Origin of the sequence: Nocardia terpenica, assembly GCF_013186535.1 — a bacterium.
GTDB lineage: Bacteria > Actinomycetota > Actinomycetes > Mycobacteriales > Mycobacteriaceae > Nocardia > Nocardia terpenica.
Genome location: NZ_JABMCZ010000004.1, coordinates 527353 through 542830, shown reverse-complemented (window position 1 = coordinate 542830; position 15478 = coordinate 527353). Strand labels below are relative to the sequence as shown.

Below are 15478 nucleotides of genomic sequence, written 5' to 3'. Positions count from 1 at the left end.
GTCGAGACTGTCAATTGCAGTCTCGCTCAACGGGACCAGAGCGGCGAGGACCCTGCTGAGCGGTTAAGTTGTGCCGATGTTGAGAGCGAGGCTCGGTATCCGGACCCGCATTCTGGCGATCGCACTCGTTCCGAGCCTGGCTCTGCTCGTGATCGGTGTGGGCGCCACGGGTTATCTGGTGAACGAGGGCCAGGACGCCAAGGCATGGGCCTCGGTCCTGGAGAACGCCAACTCCCAAGTGCGCGAGATGATCGCGTCGGTCGAGCAGGAGCGGCTGCTGTCGCTGTGGCAGCTCGCCGGTGAGCAGCCCGACCCGGTCGGCCTGGGCGCGGCCCGCCAGCGCCTGGACAGCGCCCTGCGCGAGCTGGCCCCGGTCGAGGCCCGGCTCAACAGCGTCGGCCGCGCCAAGATGAGTTACGACCTCGGCAGTTTCGACACCCTCAAGCAGCAGCTGCCCACCCTGCGCGGCGGCATCGACTCCGGCACCATCTCGATTCCCGACGCCTACTCCGCCTACACCAGGATCTTGCAGGGCGTCGCCCTCGGCACCCAGATCGTGGCCCGCAACGCACCCGACGCCGCCATCGCCACCGAGCTCGACGGCGCGCTGCGCGTGCTGCGCGCCATGGAGGCGATGTCGAGGACCTCGGCGCTCACCGCGGCCGCCGTCAACGGCACCGGCCTGCCGCCCGCGCTGTCGGCGGAGTACCGGAACCTGGTCGGCTACTTCCGCATCGAAATACCGCAGCTGGCAGGCGATCTCGGCGGCGATCAGGGCGCGCGCGTCAAGTCGGTGCTGGACTCGTCGAGCTGGCAGCAGCTGGGCGTGATGGAGGACTACGTCATCCATCCCCCGGCGCCCGCGAAATCCGGTGCGGCCCCGTCGCTTCCGATCAGCATCGCCGAATGGCGCACCGCCGCCGACACTCTCAACCGGCACATGCTGGAGCTGTGGGAGGTGCAGAACCAGCACGCCGACCATGTCGCCGTCGACGACGCCTCCACGACCGCCCGCAACTCGATCCTCGCGGGCCTGGGTGTGCTGGTGCTGTCGGCGGCCGCGTTCCTGGTCGCGCTGTGGCTGGCCAACCGGCTCATCGGGCGGCTGCGGCGGCTGCGCACCGAAACCCTGGCGCTGGCCGAGGTGCGGCTGCCCGACATCATGCGCCGGCTCACCGCGGGCGAGAAGGTCGACCCGGAGACCGAGGCCGCGCACCTGGACTTCGGACACGACGAGATCGGTTCGGTGGCAAAGGCGTTCAACCGCGCCCACACCGCGGCCGTCGCCGCCGCCGTCACCGAGGCCCGCACCCGGCAGGGCGTGCGCGCGGTGTTCCTCAATATCGCGCACCGCAGCCAGATCGTGGTGCACCGGCAGCTGGAGATCCTGGACGAGGCCGAATCCCGGCAGGAGGATCCGACGCTGCTGGACACCTTCTTCAAGCTCGACCACCTCGCCACCCGGGAGCGGCGCAACGCCGAGAACCTGATCATCCTCGGCGGCGGGCAGCCGGGGCGGCAGTGGCGGCGGCCGGTGCCGCTGGTGGAGCTGGTGCGCAGCTCGGTCGGCGAGACCCTGGACTACGCGCGGGTGCGCACCTCGCGGCTGCCGCAGGTGCACATCGTCGGCACGGTGGTCGCCGACCTCATCCACCTGCTCGCCGAACTGGTCGACAACGCCACCTCGTTCTCGCCGCCGCAGTCGCGGGTCGACATCACCGGTAACCAGGTCGGCAAGGGCGTCGTGATCGAGATCGGCGACCAGGGCATGGGCATGCCCGACGAGGAGCTCGAGCGCGCCAACGACATGCTGCGCCACCCACCGGATTTCGGTGTCGCCGAGCTGTCCGCCAACTCCCGGCTCGGCCTGTTCGTGGTCGCGCAGCTCAGCGCCCGGCACGGCATCTCGGTGCGGCTGTCGGAATCCGACTACGGCGGCATCCGCGCGATCGTGCTGATCCCCACCGCGCTGATCGCCACCGATACCCCGGTCGCCGACCACCTGCCCGATCGGCTGCCCGGCCGCCGCCCGGAGCCCCCGGCGACCGGTGAACTGCCGAGCCTGCCCGCCGGTTCGCCCACGCCCGCCCCGATCGCGCTGGCGACGCTGCCGCCGCCCCGCCCGGCCATGACCGGGGATGTGCAGCGCCCCGCGATCGCGCGCCCGGAGCCCGGGAACGGGCGGCCGCCGCTGCCCCGGCGCCGCCGCCAGGCCAGTCTCGCCCCGGGACTGGCCGACCGGCCCGCCCCCGAAACCGGCCCGCAGCGGACACGCTCGGCGGAGCAGGCGCGAGATCTGATGTCCGCCATAGAGAATGGGACGCGACAGGGACGCCGGGCCAATCCGGAGCCCGCGACCACCGTCACACCGGATGAACAGGAAGGCGAAGGTGACCTCTTCCAACGCAGGTGATCTCAACTGGCTGCTCGACGATCTCGTCGACCGCCTGGCCGGGGTGCGGTACGCGGTGGTGCATTCCACCGACGGACTGCTGCTGGGCCGGTCCACCACCATGAGCCGGGAGGATGCCGAACATTTCGGCGCCATGTCCGCGACGCTGTACGGGCTGGCCCGCAGCGCCGGCAGCCGCTTCGACGGCGGGTCGGTGCGGCAGGCGGTGATCGAGCTCGATCGGGCGGTGCTGTTCGTCACCGCCGCCGGCGACAACGCGTGCATCGCGCTGCAGGCCACCGAGAATGCCAACCTCGGCATGGTCGCCTACGAGATGAACCTGACCGTGCAGCGCGTCGGCACCTACCTGTCCACCGATGCCCGTAGCGGACTCGCGGAACAGGTGGAGCACCGATTGTCATGACGCACTTCGGTCAACCGTGGTTCGACGACGCGGCTGGCCCGCTGGTCCGCCCGTACGCCGTGACACGGGGCCGCACCATGGGGGCGGGACACGATCTGGATATGCTGACCCTGGTGGCGACGGTCGAGGCCCCGCCACCGCTGCGGAGGGCGGAGCCGGAATACGCGGAAATCGTTCGGCTGTGCCGATATCCGCAATCGGTGGCCGAGGTGTCCGCCGCCCTGACTCTGCCCCTCGCCGTGACCAAGATCCTTGTGGGTGATTTGATCGGTGAGGGGCACTTGAACTTCCGGGCACCGGCCCGAACCGACGACGCCGGCCCCGGCGACCTGACCGTCCTGCGAGCTGTACTCGATGGAATCCGAAAGCTGTAGAACACGTGCCTGAAACGCCTTCCGCGGCTCCGCTAGCCGCCTCGGTCAAGATCCTCATCGCCGGCGGGTTCGGCGTCGGCAAGACCACCATGGTGTCCTCGCTCAGCGAGATCACGCCGCTGCGCACCGAGGAGCTCATCACCGAGCTCTCCACCGGGATCGACGACCTGTCGGGGGTCGAGGGCAAGAAGACCACCACGGTGGCGCTCGATTTCGGCCGCATCACGATCGACGAGAATCTGGTGCTGTACCTGTTCGGCACGCCCGGTCAGGACCGGTTCTGGTTCCTGTGGGACGAATTGGCGCGCGGCGCGCTGGGGGCGATCGTCATCGCCGATACCCGCAGGCTGGAGAACTCCTTCGCCGCCATCGATTTCTTCGAGCGGCGCGGGCTGACCTTCGCGGTCGCGGTCAACTGCTTCGACGACGCACCGGTGTACACCAACGAGGAGGTCCGCGACGCATTGGACCTGGAGGCCCGCGTCCCGGTCATCCTCTGCGACGCCCGCGACCGCGCATCGTGCAAGACGGTGCTGATGACGCTGGTGGAGCATTTGATCGTGCGGGCGACCACTACGGCCGTCTGAAGAGCAACGACATTCGCCGATGATTCCGGCGTGCTTTTGGCCGGAATCTACGGTGAGATCCCGGCCAAAAGCACGCCGGGATCATGGGGCAGCTACGCCGGGATCATGGGGGCGGCCACGCCGGGATCATGGGGGCAGCGCCGGGATGACGATTACAGGTCTTTCACGTCTTCGAACGTGCTGATCCACTTGTGCGGTGGCCGTGGGGAATTCGGTTCGCCGGGGCGGGTGACGCCGATCGCGGACCAGCCCGCGGCGACGGCGGCGTCGAGTTCGTCCGGGTGGTCGGACAGGAACAGGATCTTCTCCGCGGGGACGCCGATGGCTCCGGCGATCTTCTCGTAGGACGATGCCTCGCGCTTGGCGCCGGCGGTGGTGAGGTCGAACCAGCCGCTGATCAGGGCGGCGAGGTCGCCGTCGCGGGCGTGGGCGAACCAATCCTGTTGATTGCGCACCGAACCCGACGAGTACACGTACAGCGCTATTCCGGCCGCGTGCCAGGCGCGCAGCGCCGGTGGGGCGTCGGGGAAGAACTCCCCGTGCAGGGCGCCGCTGCGGAAGCCCTCGGCGCAGATCAGGCCCTGCGCGGTCTTCAGCGGCTCGGCCTTCACATCGGAATTCAGCCAGCCGCGCAGGATCTCGGCGACCTCGGCCGGGTCGGCGTCGGGCCGCCCGGCCAACTCGCGGGTGCCCGCGATCACCGCCTCGGCCGGGCCGCCTCGATTCTCGGCCAGCCACTGCGGCAACCGTTCCCGCGTGTATCCGTAGAGGTCCTCGCGCACGGAGCTGGTCGGGCTGGTGGTGCCCTCGATGTCGACGACGATGGCGGCGATCATGCGACCAGCAGTTCGTCCAGCGTCGGGAAACGCTCGCCGATGGTGTTGCCGGTGAAATCGCCGATCCAGCCGTCTTCTTCCTCGAAGAAGCGCACCGCCAGGAAGTCGGGGCGGCTGCCCATGTCGAACCAGTGCCGCGTGCCCGCGGGCACCGACACCAGATCGCCGCCCTCGCAGACGATCGCCAGCACCTCGCCGTCCAGGTGCAGGTAGAAGCAGCCGCGGCCCGCGACGAAGAAGCGCACCTCGTCCTCGGCGTGGCGGTGTTCGGCGAGGAATTTCTCGCGCGCGCCCTTCGCCTTCGCGGGCCATTCCGGATCGCTGTCGTCGGGGTGGATGCGGGCGACATCGATGTGTTTGTACCGGCCGTCGGCGTTCAATTCGCCGATGTGGCCGTCGTATTCGGTGAGGATGGCCTCGGTGCTCGCGGCCGGGTCGGACGCGGCGGGCCAGCGGTCGAAGACGATGCCGCGCTTGTTCAGCTCGGCGCCGATGACGGCGGCGTCGGCGGTGCGCAGCCGCACGTCGCCCGCGTCGGCATCGGACATCACCTGCAGCAGGGTCATTTCGGGTCCTCCTCGATCTCGCGGCGACCGGTGAGCGTCACCAGTTCGCACATCGCCTCCAGGCATTCGGCGCGGTCGCGCGCCTGCGCGAGGTCCGCGCCCCACGCCGTGATGCCGTGCCCGGCGATGAACAGCACCGGCGGCGCATCCGGATGCTCGGTCAGATAGCGCTCGATATCGGCACCGATGCGCGGAACGTCAGCGTGATTGGCGAATACCGGGATGTCAATGGTTTCGCTCGCCCGCAATCCCTTGATGAGCTCGTAGCCGCTGAACCGCAACGACTCTCGCGCGCCCACGGACCGGGCGGTGGCATGCGGCGGGTGCACGTGCACGACGGCGTCCGCTCCGGTCGCGCGGTAGACGGCGGTGTGGATGGCGGTCTCCGCCGACGGGCGCCTGGTCCCCGAAACCGGTTGCGAGTCGGCGATATTCACGGTGACCATATCGGCGGCGGTCAGCTCGCCCTTCGACAGCCCGCTGCCGGTGACGACCGCGGTGTCCCCGGCCCGCACGGAGATATTGCCCGCCGTGCCCGGCATCCAGCCGCGCGCGTAGAGCCCGCGGGCGGTCTCGGCAATGCGTTCGGCGGCCTCGCCACGGCCGTTTTCGGCACTCCGTGCAGAATTGCGCCTGGCGCCGGAATCTTCCTCGGCGGCAGCCGCATTCGCCGTGCCCGAGACGATGCCGTGCTCGGTGACCACCGCGGTCACCAGGTCCGGCGGGGTGACATCGAAGGCGGGGTTGAAGACCGCGGTGCCCGCCGGGGCGGTGGCGACGCCGCGCAGCTGGGTGATCTCGTCGGCCGTCCGCTGCTCCACCACGATCTCGCCGCCGGTCGCGGTCTTCGGATCGCGCGTGGACTCGGGTGCGACGACGACGAACGGAATCCCGTGGTGGTGCGCCGCGATGGCCAGGGCGTAGGTGCCGATCTTATTGGCCACCGAACCGTCGGCGGTGATGCGGTCCGCGCCGACGACGACGCAGTCCACCTGCCCGGTCGACATCGCCCACGCCGCCGCGGAATCGATGGTCAGCCGGTGCGGGATCCCGGCCTCGGCCAGCTCCCAGGCGGTCAGGCGAGCGCCCTGCAGCAGCGGCCGGGTCTCGTCGACCAGGACCGTCTCGACGGCGTCGCGCGCCGCGAGCACCCGCACCGCGCCCAGGGCGGTGCCGAAGGCGGCGGTGGCCAGCCGCCCGGTATTGCAGTGGGTGAGGATGCGCAGCGGGCGGTCCGGGCACAGCCGCTGGATCAGGTCGGCGGCGTGGGTGGCGGCGGCCCGGTTCACCCGGCCGTCCTCCTCGAGCATGGCCAGCGCCTCGTCCAGCACGGCCGGGGCGCCCTCGGGCAGTCGCGTCAGCGCCCGCCGCACGCCCCAGGCCAGATTCACCGCGGTCGGCCGGGCCGAGGCGATCCGTTCGGCCTCCGCCTCGACCTTCGCGCTGTCGCCGGGATGCGCGAAGGCGGCCAGTACCACCCCGAACGCCCCCGACACCCCGATCGCCGGGGCGCCGCGCACGGCCAGCGTCTTGATCGCGTCGATAACCTGGTCAACGGTCGTGATCCGCAACTCCCGCACCTCGTGCGGCAGCACCCGCTGATCGAGAATGACCAGCGCGCCATCCACCCACGCGATCGAACTCTCACTCATCCGCGCAACCCTCACCTAGAAACCGCACCTACCACACAAACGGTAGCGAACCCGTCCCCCACAGCCCACATCAGCCGACCTGCCCCACCTGTTCCCTGCATGCCCCCTGCCCCCAACACGCCCTTCCTACTCCGGCATGCCCCTCTATTCCCAGCATGCCCTTCCTGTTCCGGCGTGCCCCTTCTGTTCCGGCGTGCCCCTTCTGTTCCCGGCGTGCTTTTGGCCGGGAACTCGCGCTGGATTCCGGCCAAAAGCACGCCGGAATCATGAGGGGGCGGAGGTGGCGAATCCGGCGCTGCCGCAGGGGCATTCCGTGTGGTCGAGATGCATTCGCAGACCGATCGGTTCGTGCGGGCCGGGATTCGTGGCTTATCCACAGCTAACGTTTCTTCCACAGTTTGCGGTGGATGGGCGTGAACAGGGGCAATTCCACATGGTTGAACAACTCTGGGGAGGAACGGGTCAGGGGCGGCCGAAGGCGAGGGTGACGTTGTGTCCTCCGAAGCCGAAGGAATTGCTCAGGGCGTGGGAGATCGACTGGGGGCGCGCCTGTCCGTGCACGATGTCGAGGTCCACGCCGGGGTCCGGATTGTCGAAATTGAGTGTGGGCGGCACGATCTGGTCGCGCAGTGTGCACAGGGTGAGGATGGCCTCCAGCGCGCCGACCGCGCCGATGGAATGCCCCAGCGCCGACTTCGGCGCGTACACCGAGGCGTGTTCGGCCACGGCCGCAATGGCATTCGCCTCCGACGCGTCGCCGACGGGCGTGGAGGTGGCGTGCGCGTTGATGTGGGTGATGTCGGCGGGGGTCAGCCCCGCGGCCTCGATCGCCTTGCGCATGGCCCGCGCCGCGCCCGCGCCCTCGGGTTCGGTGCCGGTGATGTGGTAGCCGTCGGAGGTGATGCCCGCCCCCAGCACCCGGCCCAGGATCTCGGCGCGGCGGGCCAGGGCGAACTCCTCCGACTCCAGGACCAGCAGCGCACCCGCCTCGCCGAAGACGAAGCCGTCGCGGTCGCGGTCGAAAGGCCGTGAGGCACGGGTGGGTTCGTCGTTACGGGTGCTGGTCGCGCGCATCATGGCGAAGCTCGCGATCGGGATCGCCTCGATGTAGCCCTCGACGCCGCCCGCGATCACCACATCCGCCTCGCCGGTGGCGATGAGCCGCCACGCGTGCGCGATCGCCTCCGCACCCGAGGAACACGCCGAGGTCGGCGCGTACACACCGGCCTTGGCCCCGAATTCGAGACCGACCCGCGCGGCCGGGCCGTTGGGCATGACCATCGGCACGGTCAGCGGCGGCACCTTGCGATAACCACCCGCGCGCATGGCGTCGACCGCGGTGAGAAACGCGTCGCCGCCGCCGAGTCCGGTGCCGACCGCGACACCCAGCCGCTCGCCGTCCACGTCGGGCTTGCCCGCCGCCCCCCACAGCTGACGGCTCAGCACCAGCGCCAGCTGCTGCACGTAGGAGTGCCGCCGCTGTTCGATGCGGGACAGGTGCTCGCCCGGACGCTGCTTCAGCTTGCCGCCGATGCGGACCGGCAGGTCGTACTCGGTGACGAAATCATCGTCGAGCGGCCCGATTCCGCTCTCCCCCGCGAGCAGGCCCGACCAGGTGCCGTCCAGGTCGGGGGCCAGGCACGTGGTGGCGGTCATGCCGGTGACGACCACGTTCCGGCGCGTTTGTGAAGCAGTTGTTACACCCATGCCGATCATGAATACCTGTACCGCCCGCTACAGTCAACCGGTGCCCAGACCCCCTGACGCCACCCGCCGCGCCGAACTGCTCGCCGGAGTCATCGCCTACATCGGCGAATACGGACTCACCGAGCTGTCGCTCCGCCCGCTCGCCGAATACCTGGGCACCAGTTCGCGCATGCTCATCCACTACTTCGGCACCAAGGAGCAGATGCTGGTGGCGGCGCTGGAGACCCAGCGCCCCGATATCGCCGCGCTCTTCGACGACGTGTCCGATATCGATATGCTGCGGCGGCGATTGGTCGAGTCGTTCTGTGTGAACACCACCAGCGACTGGGTGACCAGCACCCGGGTGCTGTTCCAGGTGCTGGGCGTGGCGTCGGTGCCGGGCAGCCCTTTTCGCGACTACTCCCACGACGCCGTGAGCATCCTCGTCGACGCCCTGACCGAGGCCCTGAATCGCCTGGACCCGACGCTGCCCGACCCGAGATCGACGGCAACCGTATTGATTTCGGGCATCCGGGGATTGCTGCTGGACCGATTGATCACGGGCGACAACACACGCGTGTCGAAGGCCACCCGCCTACTGATCAATCAGACACTACCCTCCCCGGCCCACTCCCCTTGACCGAAAGCCTCGGTGCCCGTCGGCAGATCACGCGCGCATCGGGTTCATCGTGGCTTCAGTGTGCCCTTGTCGATCTGTTCGCGGAGGATGTCGCCGTGGCCTGCGTGCCTGGCGAATTCTTCGATCATGGCGAGCAGGGTCCAGCGCATGCTGACGGTGCCCTCGCGGGGGTTGTGCTTGGTGTCGTCGAGGGCGAAGCGGGAGGCGATGATTCGTGATCGCTGGCTTGCGCGTTCGAACTCGGCGATGACGTCGGTCAGCGATTCGTGGTCGGCGACGGCGAAGGTGCCCTCGTCGCGGCGCGAGTATCCGTCGCAGTCGGATTCGTCGAGTCCCGCCCAGAACCGTTGGAACCAGATCCGTTCCGCGGCAGCGGCATGCTTGATCAGTGAGATCGGTGTCGTCAGCGACGCGACGAGTCGGCGGCGGGCATCGGCGGCGGACAGGCCGCGCACGGTCTCGACGAGCGCTTCGCGGTTGCGGTCGAGCATGTTCTCGAGGAGCGCTCGCTCGACACCGTCGGTAATTCGGTTGGTACCCATGGTCTTTCACTCCATCCTATCGTGGGAGGCACGAAACATCCGGCGTCGGAGAACAACCGGGAAAACAGAGGCGCTCGCCGCACGAATCGCGGACCGAGCGTGGGCGATACGGGCCTGCGGAGACACCGCAGCCCAGGCCGGTCGGAGGGCCTGTCGCCGAGGGTCAGTATGCCGTAGATGTCGAATTCGGGCTACCGGTTTACCGGCCGTTCGGGCTAGTCGGTCGGTAGCGGCGCGGTGATGATCGGCGCGATGTGCCGATAAGCGAAGTCGATGAGCTGCGCCTCGGTGTCGAGCTCGATCATTCCCCGCGGCGTGAGCACCATCGAATGGATTGTGCGGGCGATGATTTCGACGCGGGCGGTGAGCAGGTCGAGGTCGCCGGGCAGGTCGGGCCCGAGGATCGTGACGGCGGCGTCGATGGCCCACGCCAACGGGGTGGCGGCGTCGACGGTGAGGCGGGGCAGGGTCGTGTCCGGTTCGAGTCGGAGCAGCCGGTTGTAGAGCGGATGGTCGCGCAGGCCGAGGACCAGTCCGGCGAAGGTGGCCGCTACCCGATCCGCGAGGGAGCCGGTGGCGTTCGCACGGTCGTTCACCGCGGTGATGATCCGTTGCGCCTCACGCAGCACCACGGCCCGCACCACATCGTCCTTGGATCCCACGCGCCGGTAGACGGTGACTCGCTCGACGCCCGCGCGGCGGCCGATGTCCTCGATGGTGGCCATACCGAGGAAGCGCACGCGATCGCCGCCCGCGACGTCGAATTCGATTGGCGCGACGTTCCGTTGCACTACATCCCGGGCGAGCCGTTCGCATCGCACTTCTGGAACGTGATGCACCTGATCGTTCCGCTGGGTGAGCAGATGATGGCGGGCTGCGTGGCCGAGGCGCTGCCCTATATCAGCGACGAGCGCCTGCGGGAGGAGGCGGTCGGGTTCATCGGGCAGGAGTCCATGCACGCCAATTCACACGGCGGCTACCACGCGCGGCTGGCCGAGCAGGGCATCGACGTCGAGCCGATCGTGCGGCATGTCGAGCACATGCTGCGCGTGGTCTTCGGTGATCACGGGCTGACCGGCCGCGCCAAACGGGAGTGGCTCCACGAGCGGGTGGCGTTCTACGCCGGGCTTGAGCACTACACCGCGATCATCGGGCAATGGTTCCTCGACGCCGATGCGCTCGAGGCGGCGGGCATGCATCCGGTCATGCTGGATCTGCTGCGCTGGCACGGCGCCGAGGAGGTCGAGCACCGCAATGTGCTGTTCGATATCTTCCAGCACCTGGACGGCGGCTACCTTCGCCGGACCCGTACCGTCGTCACCGGCAGCGTCGGACTGCTGGCCACCACGTTCACCGTCGTCGATCTGCTCTATCGGCAAGATCCCGAGTATCGCTGGTGGAAACCGTGGCCGGTCGAGGCCGCCCGCGCAATACGGCGTGGCCTGATACCCAGCCCCGGCTTCTTCCTCACCGAGCTCCCTCCGTATCTGCGGCCCGGCTTCCATCCGTCCTCGATGGGCAGCCTCGACAAGGCCCTGCACTATCTGGCGATCTCACCGGCCGCCCGCGCGGCCCAGCACTGATCGGCGCGCGATGAAGGAGTTGGTGCACGGGGACACGCCGGTGCCGGATCCGGGGCGACTGCATCCGGGGATGCGCCTGCTGCTCGGATTCTTCGACGGCTACAAGAAGATCGTCGCGGACAACCCGCTGGCGCCTCGACTGTCGCGGCCACATCCGGTGCGGCGCACCGGATTCGACCAATACCTGACGATCGAATCGGTGACCGGCGAGGCCGAGGATGTGGTCGGCGTGGTGCTGGCCGCACCGGACGGCCGGGCCTTGCCGCGCTGGATTCCCGGATCGCATCTGGATGTCTTCCTGCCGTCGGGAAGGCAGCGGCAGTACTCGCTGTGCGGCGATCCCGAAGACCACCGCCGATATCGGATCGCGGTGCGGCGCATAGCCGATGGCGGCGGCGGATCGTGTGAGGTGCACGACCACCTGCACGCGGGCGATGTGGTGCGTATTCGCGGGCCGCGCAACGCATTCCGGATGGTCGCGGCACCACGGTATCTGTTCGTGGCCGGGGGTATCGGCATCACCCCGATCCTGCCCATGGTGCGTACCGCGCATCGGCGCGGAATCCCTTGGCGCCTGCGGTATCTGGGGCGCACCCGCGCATCGATGCCGTTCCTGGACGAACTGGCCGGGTACGCCTCCGGCCGGGTGGAGATCCGCACCGACGACGAGTCCGGCGTGCCCGACGTTCCGGCGCTGTTCGCCGATATGGCCCGGGACGAGGCCGCCTACGTGTGCGGGCCGCCCCCCGTTCTCGACGGCGCTCGCCGCGCCCTCACCGCCCGGGGAACCGGCTACGAGCTGCACACCGAGCGTTTTTCGCCGCCGCCGGTGGTCGGGGGCAACGCCTTCGCGGTGGAGCTGCGCCGCAGCGGGATCACCGTGGCGGTCGGCGCGGAGGAGTCGGCGCTGGCCGCGGTGCAACGGGTGCTGCCCGGCGTGCCCTATTCCTGTCGACAGGGATTCTGCGGCAGCTGCCGGGCCCCGGTCCTCGACGGCACGGTCGAACGCCACGGCGGCGACACAGCATTCGCGGGAGCCGACTCGATGCTGCTCTGCGTGTCCCGCTGCTCGAACGATCGTCTGGTCCTCGACCTCTGAGCGCGCGAAGGAGCTCGCCCATGTTCCCCTTCCCGGGCCGCCCCGCAGTGGATGTGCGCGGCAGAACCGTGGTCGTCACCGGGGCCGCCAGCGGCATCGGCGCCGCCTTGGCCGCCGAATTGCATTCCCGGGGAGCCGATCTCGTCCTGATCGATGTCGCCACCGAGCCGATCACCAAGGCCGCCGAGGCGTTCGGACCCCATGCCTTGGCCGTCACCGCCGACGTCCGCGATCGGGCCGCGATGGTCGCCGCCCTCGACGCCGCGGTCGACCGGTTCGGCCGCGTCGACGTGGTGGTGGCCAATGCCGGTGTCGCACCGGCGCCGAGCACGGTGCGCACCGTCGACCCCGGCGAATTCGATCGAGTGCTCGATATCAACCTGTCCGGCGCGTTCAATACCGTGCGGCCCGCCCTGGAGCAGATCGTTGCGAACAAGGGCCATGTCGTGATAGTGGCCTCGGTCGCCGCATTCGCCCCGGCCGCCGGACTGTCGCCCTACATGATCAGCAAGGCGGGCGTCGAACAACTCGGCCGGGCGCTGCGCATCGAATTGGCGGCGGTCGGCGCGAGCGCGGGCATCGCCTACTTCGGTGTTGTCCGGACGCCACTGGCCCGGCCGATGGACGACGATCCGCTCGGCAAAAAGCTGGACGCACTGCTGCCGTGGCCGTTGAACCGGCGCATCGGCGCCGAACAGGCCGCCCGGGTGATCGCCGACGGCATCGCCCGCCGGGCCGACGCCACCTTCGCCCCGGCGGGCTGGCGGGAATATTCGCTGTTGCGCGGCGCCGTGAACCTCGTCGTGGACCGGGTCGCCGCCGGGTCGGGTCCGCTGCACTCGATGATCCGCGAGATCGAGCGCCGTACCGCGGCAACAAGGTCGTGAAAGGTGGAGACGTATGCCTGAGGTGATCATTATCGGCGCCGGGTTCTCCGGGATGGCCGCCGCGATCAAGCTGAAGCGGGCCGGAATCGACGATTTCGTGATCCTGGAGCGCGCGCACGAGGTCGGCGGCACCTGGCGCGACAATACCTATCCCGGTGTCGCCGTGGACATTCCGTCGTTCACCTACAGCTACCATTTCGAACCCAACGCCGGGTGGTCGCATGCCTTCGCGCCGGGCGCGGAACTGTTCGACTATGCCAAGCACTGTGCCGAGAAGTACGGTCTGCGTCCGCATGTGCGGTTCGACAGCGAGGTGGCCTGCGCGCGGTTCGACGAGCAGGCGCACCTGTGGCGGGTCACCTCGACCGGCGGCACGACGGTCACGGGCCGATTCCTGATCTCCTGTCACGGCTCCCTGATCACCCCGCAGCGGCCCGCCATCCCCGGCCTCGACAACTTCGCGGGCCATACGGTCTACACCATGCGCTGGGACCATGATCACGACCTGGCGGGCAGGCGGGTCGCGGTCATCGGCACGGGAGCCTCGGCGCTGCAAGTGATTCCGTCGATCGCCGACCGAGTGTCCGCCCTGCACGTCTACCAGCGCACCCCGATCTGGGTGCTCCCCAAGGTAAATCCGCGCATGGACGGTCTCCCCCGGGCCGTGCTCGAGCATGTGCCCCTTGCCCAGCGGTCGATCCGGTGGGCGGCCAGCATCGGCAGCGAGGCGCTGCTGACCCTCGGCGCGGTCTACTATCGGGACGCACCGTTCATCGTCGACGGTATCGAGCGGCTCGCCCGCGCCTTTCTCCGCTCCCAGGTGCCGGACCCGGATCTGCGGGAAAAGCTCACGCCCACCTACGGATTCGGCTGTAAACGCCCGTCGTTCTCGAATACCTACTACCGGACCTTCCTGCGCGACAATGTCGAACTGATCACGACGGCATCGACCGGGTCACCGCGCGCGGCATCCGCGCCGTCGACGGCACCGAACGCGAGATCGACACCCTGATCCTGGCCACCGGTTTCAAGGTCTTCGACGTGCCCTACGACCTCTACGGCACCGACGGGGTGACCCTCAACGACCGCTGGGACCTCGACCGCAAATCCTCCTACGAGGGCACCACCGTGCACGGCTACCCCAACCTCTTCCTCGCCCCCGGCCCCTACGGCGTCACCGGATCGTCGCTGTTCGCCAGCTTCGATCTGTGCGCCGATCACGCACTGCGCGTGATCACGGCGGCCCGCAACCGGGGAGCCACCAGGGTCGAGATCACCGCCCCCGCGCAGGAGCGCTTCCTGGCCTTCGTCCGCGCCCGGGTCGGCAGAACCATGTTCTTCAGCCCCACCTGCGCGGGCTCGAACAGCTACTACATCGACAACAACGGTGACGCCGCCTTCCTGCGCCCCACCGCGGGCCTGCACGCCATCTGGTCCCAGAAAACCTTCGACCTCAACGACTACCGATTCGATACCACGACCGTATCCCGCCCGGACCGCCGTCCTGGAACCGGTTTCAGTATTGTGCCCGCATGGCCTTCGTGATCGATGAGACCGTCGAGATCGCCGCGCCCGCCGAGGTGGTGTGGCGGGTGCTCACCGACCTGGAGCGGTACGGCGAGTGGAATCCGTTTTGTATTTCCTGCCGCAGCACCCTGGAACCGGGGGCGCCGATCGATATGCGGGTGCGGCTCGGGGGGTGGGAGCGGGCGCAGCGGGAATTCATCCGGACGCATACGCCCGGAACGGAATTCAGTTACGCGATGAAGCCGGTGCCGCTGGGGGCGTTGCACAGCCTGCGGTCGCACACCCTCACCCCGCTCGACGGCGGGCGGTCGCGGTATCACTCGCATTTCGAGCTGGACGGCTGGTTGCGGCCGGTGGTGACCGCGATGCTGGGGTCGGCGCTGCGGCAGGGGTTCGCGGCGATGACCGCGGCGGTGCGGCAGCGGGCCGAGCAGTCGGCCTGAGCGGTCACGCCTCGAAGGGGATGATGTTGCCGACCGCGTCGCGGGCGCCGCGGTCGGCCTCGATGGCGGCCGCGAGGTCGGCGACCGTCGCCCAGTCGCGCGGCGGATCGCCGTCGAGATTGCCGATGGTGAGCCAGTCGTCGGTGTCGCGGTAGCGCACCAGGCCCCGGCCCTGTTCGTCGACGGTGACATCGAGGTCCCCGGACACCGTCCCCTCCTCCTCGGTCATGACGGCTGCCC

The 15478-nt window shown here is 69.1% G+C and carries 18 protein-coding genes; 11 read left to right on the top strand and 7 right to left on the bottom strand.

Annotation, left to right across the window (positions count from 1 at the left end):
• Positions 1 to 76: 76 nt before the first annotated feature.
• The 4 genes from HPY32_RS35240 to HPY32_RS35225 are packed head-to-tail and all read left to right on the top strand — an operon-like array spanning position 77 to position 3777.
• Positions 77 to 2413, top strand: a complete 2337-nt coding sequence (locus HPY32_RS35240; RefSeq protein WP_067595917.1) for a sensor histidine kinase — start codon at positions 77 to 79, stop codon at positions 2411 to 2413.
• Entirely contained in the window at positions 2391 to 2816 is a 426-nt protein-coding gene (locus HPY32_RS35235) for a roadblock/LC7 domain-containing protein (protein WP_067589175.1), read from the top strand. The genes HPY32_RS35240 and HPY32_RS35235 overlap by 23 nt, the downstream gene beginning before the upstream one ends.
• On the top strand, positions 2813 to 3190 hold the full coding sequence (locus HPY32_RS35230; RefSeq protein WP_067589177.1) for a DUF742 domain-containing protein: 378 nt from the start codon (positions 2813 to 2815) through the stop codon (positions 3188 to 3190). Before HPY32_RS35235 ends, HPY32_RS35230 begins: the two co-directional genes overlap by 4 nt.
• 5 nt (positions 3191 to 3195) lie before the next feature.
• Positions 3196 to 3777, top strand: a complete 582-nt coding sequence (locus tag HPY32_RS35225; protein WP_067589178.1) for a GTP-binding protein — start codon at positions 3196 to 3198, stop codon at positions 3775 to 3777.
• A 152-nt stretch (positions 3778 to 3929) separates the two neighbouring features.
• On the opposite strand, the gene mtnC is transcribed toward HPY32_RS35225, so the two are convergent.
• From mtnC to HPY32_RS35205, 4 genes are all read right to left on the bottom strand, one after another.
• A complete protein-coding gene (mtnC, locus tag HPY32_RS35220; RefSeq protein ID WP_067589179.1) occupies positions 3930 to 4613 on the bottom strand; it encodes an acireductone synthase in 684 nt (227 codons plus the stop codon).
• Positions 4610 to 5179, bottom strand: a complete 570-nt coding sequence (locus tag HPY32_RS35215) for a 1,2-dihydroxy-3-keto-5-methylthiopentene dioxygenase (protein WP_067589180.1) — start codon at positions 5177 to 5179, stop codon at positions 4610 to 4612. Before HPY32_RS35215 ends, mtnC begins: the two co-directional genes overlap by 4 nt.
• Positions 5176 to 6831, bottom strand: coding sequence for a bifunctional S-methyl-5-thioribose-1-phosphate isomerase/methylthioribulose 1-phosphate dehydratase (locus HPY32_RS35210; RefSeq protein WP_067589182.1), 1656 nt, complete (start codon positions 6829 to 6831; stop codon positions 5176 to 5178). The genes HPY32_RS35215 and HPY32_RS35210 overlap by 4 nt, the downstream gene beginning before the upstream one ends.
• Before the next feature lie 462 nt (positions 6832 to 7293).
• Positions 7294 to 8538 carry a KasA/KasB family beta-ketoacyl-ACP synthase gene (locus tag HPY32_RS35205; protein WP_067589184.1) on the bottom strand — a complete coding sequence of 415 codons (1245 nt, stop codon included), beginning with the start codon at positions 8536 to 8538 and terminating at the stop codon, positions 7294 to 7296.
• A 40-nt stretch (positions 8539 to 8578) separates the two neighbouring features.
• On the opposite strand from HPY32_RS35205, the gene HPY32_RS35200 reads away from it, so the two are divergent.
• On the top strand, positions 8579 to 9157 hold the full coding sequence (locus HPY32_RS35200; RefSeq protein ID WP_067595918.1) for a TetR/AcrR family transcriptional regulator: 579 nt from the start codon (positions 8579 to 8581) through the stop codon (positions 9155 to 9157).
• Positions 9158 to 9201: 44 nt separating this feature from the next.
• Here HPY32_RS35200 and HPY32_RS35195 read toward each other — a convergent pair whose 3' ends face one another.
• Together HPY32_RS35195 and HPY32_RS35190 are read right to left on the bottom strand one after the other, a co-directional pair.
• Complete coding sequence (locus HPY32_RS35195; protein ID WP_067589186.1) at positions 9202 to 9699, bottom strand: DinB family protein; 498 nt, start codon at positions 9697 to 9699, stop codon at positions 9202 to 9204.
• Positions 9700 to 9914: 215 nt separating this feature from the next.
• Positions 9915 to 10490 (bottom strand): TetR/AcrR family transcriptional regulator, encoded by a 576-nt coding sequence (locus HPY32_RS35190; protein WP_231951962.1) that lies wholly within the window; start codon positions 10488 to 10490, stop codon positions 9915 to 9917.
• Here HPY32_RS35190 and HPY32_RS35185 point away from each other — a divergent pair.
• From HPY32_RS35185 to HPY32_RS35165, 6 genes are read left to right on the top strand one after another with little or no spacing between them, the layout of a single operon-like run.
• Positions 10443 to 11282, top strand: coding sequence for a metal-dependent hydrolase (locus tag HPY32_RS35185; RefSeq protein WP_067595919.1), 840 nt, complete (start codon positions 10443 to 10445; stop codon positions 11280 to 11282). The genes HPY32_RS35190 and HPY32_RS35185 overlap by 48 nt on opposite strands.
• Positions 11283 to 11292: 10 nt before the next feature.
• Complete coding sequence (locus HPY32_RS35180; protein ID WP_067589190.1) at positions 11293 to 12381, top strand: PDR/VanB family oxidoreductase; 1089 nt, start codon at positions 11293 to 11295, stop codon at positions 12379 to 12381.
• Positions 12382 to 12401: 20 nt separating this feature from the next.
• Positions 12402 to 13268, top strand: a complete 867-nt coding sequence (locus HPY32_RS35175) for a short-chain dehydrogenase/reductase (protein ID WP_067589192.1) — start codon at positions 12402 to 12404, stop codon at positions 13266 to 13268.
• Positions 13269 to 13281: 13 nt separating this feature from the next.
• Positions 13282 to 14280, top strand: a complete 999-nt coding sequence (locus tag HPY32_RS35170) for a flavin-containing monooxygenase (protein WP_067589194.1) — start codon at positions 13282 to 13284, stop codon at positions 14278 to 14280.
• A 29-nt stretch (positions 14281 to 14309) separates the two neighbouring features.
• Positions 14310 to 14813, top strand: coding sequence for an NAD(P)/FAD-dependent oxidoreductase (locus HPY32_RS44115; RefSeq protein ID WP_067589196.1), 504 nt, complete (start codon positions 14310 to 14312; stop codon positions 14811 to 14813).
• Positions 14801 to 15238, top strand: a complete 438-nt coding sequence (locus tag HPY32_RS35165; protein ID WP_067589198.1) for an SRPBCC domain-containing protein — start codon at positions 14801 to 14803, stop codon at positions 15236 to 15238. Before HPY32_RS44115 ends, HPY32_RS35165 begins: the two co-directional genes overlap by 13 nt.
• A gap of 4 nt (positions 15239 to 15242) precedes the next feature.
• Here HPY32_RS35165 and HPY32_RS35160 read toward each other — a convergent pair whose 3' ends face one another.
• The gene (locus HPY32_RS35160) at positions 15243 to 15467 is read right to left on the bottom strand and encodes a hypothetical protein (protein WP_082871486.1); all 225 of its coding nucleotides are present in this window, start codon (positions 15465 to 15467) and stop codon (positions 15243 to 15245) included.
• Positions 15468 to 15478: the final 11 nt, after the last annotated feature.